Here is a 640-nt window from a genome sequence, read left to right as displayed (position 1 = left end):
TCCTCGGCCTGCCCACCAACGAGCCCTCGATCAACGCCACCCGCTCCCGCCTGGGACGACTCGTTCGTCAGGGACTCCTCGACCAACCCGGACGCGGCCGCTACCAGAAACGGACTTAACGTCCTCTGAGTCCGAAGGCCCGCCAGACGCGGCCGACCGTGGACTTCGACAGCCCGGTCTCGGCGGCCATGGACGCCCGCGACCAGTGGGTGGCGTCCTTGGGGGTGCGTTCCAGGGTGGCGACGACGAGTTCCTCGATCCGCTCATCGCTGATCTTCCGTGGAGCGCCGGGGCGTTGCTCGTCCGCGAGCCCCTCCAGCCGGCGCTCCAGGAAACGTCGCCGCCACTTGCCGACCGTCTGCGGCCAGATTCCGAGCTCGGCGGCGACCTCCTGGTTCGTCTTTCCGTCCGCGCAGCCGAGCACGATCCGGCACCGCTGGGCCAGCGCCTGCGACGACTTCGCCCGCCTCGACCAGCGGACCAGCGTCTCGCGCTCGTCATGGATGTGTCCAGCGACTGGTGTATCTCGTGTTGTGTGAGTTACCGGCGGCCGATGGAGAGTCGGCCGTCGAAGGCGATGTCGAAGGCCTGGAGTGCGGGCTTCCGGCGCATGGTCCAGCGTTTGCGGCCGGTGCCGGTG

The 640-nt window shown here is 69.1% G+C and carries 1 protein-coding gene; it reads right to left on the bottom strand.

The annotated features are described in order from the left end of the window. Positions 1 to 115: 115 nt before the first annotated feature. Positions 116 to 445, bottom strand: coding sequence for a helix-turn-helix domain-containing protein (locus AC2TEW_RS39050; RefSeq protein ID WP_484627859.1), 330 nt, complete (start codon positions 443 to 445; stop codon positions 116 to 118). Positions 446 to 640: the final 195 nt, after the last annotated feature.

This window comes from Kitasatospora sp. NEAU-CNBT7, assembly GCF_057220535.1.
This window is presented reverse-complemented; position numbering and strand designations above follow the sequence as displayed.